1 protein-coding gene is annotated in these 396 nt (G+C 45.7%); it reads left to right on the top strand.

Annotated elements, in window-relative coordinates:
- Positions 1-396, top strand: a 396-nt coding sequence (locus tag AAEZ02_RS21915) for an alpha/beta hydrolase (protein ID WP_351125059.1), incomplete at both ends; no start/stop codon positions are given.

A 396-nucleotide genomic window follows, 5' to 3' on the forward strand; every position in this document is an offset into this window, starting at 1 on the left:
CATTTCATTTAATTGGCCATGACTGGGGCGCAGCGGTAGGTTGGCAGGTTGCCGCAGAAAATCCTGATCGCGTTATCAGCTATGCCGCGATTTCGGTGCCTCATATTGATGCTTTTGGTAAAGCGTACCGGGAAGATACAACACAGTATGAAGCGAGTGCCTACATCCGTTTCTTTCAGAAACCGATCTTACCTGAATTCATGATGGCGAAAAGTGACTATGAGCGTTTAAGATCTATTTGGACGCAGCATGACGCAGCAGAAATTGAACACTACGTTGGTATTCTTGGTCAGGAGAAAGCCCTGACCAGTGCCATCAACTGGTATCGTGCCAATTTCCCTGTATTCACAAACGGTTTAGATGTTGGCAAAGTTAACGTGCCAGTTACGTTTATTT

This window comes from Shewanella sp. T24-MNA-CIBAN-0130, from assembly GCF_040310185.1.
GTDB lineage: Bacteria > Pseudomonadota > Gammaproteobacteria > Enterobacterales > Shewanellaceae > Shewanella > Shewanella psychromarinicola.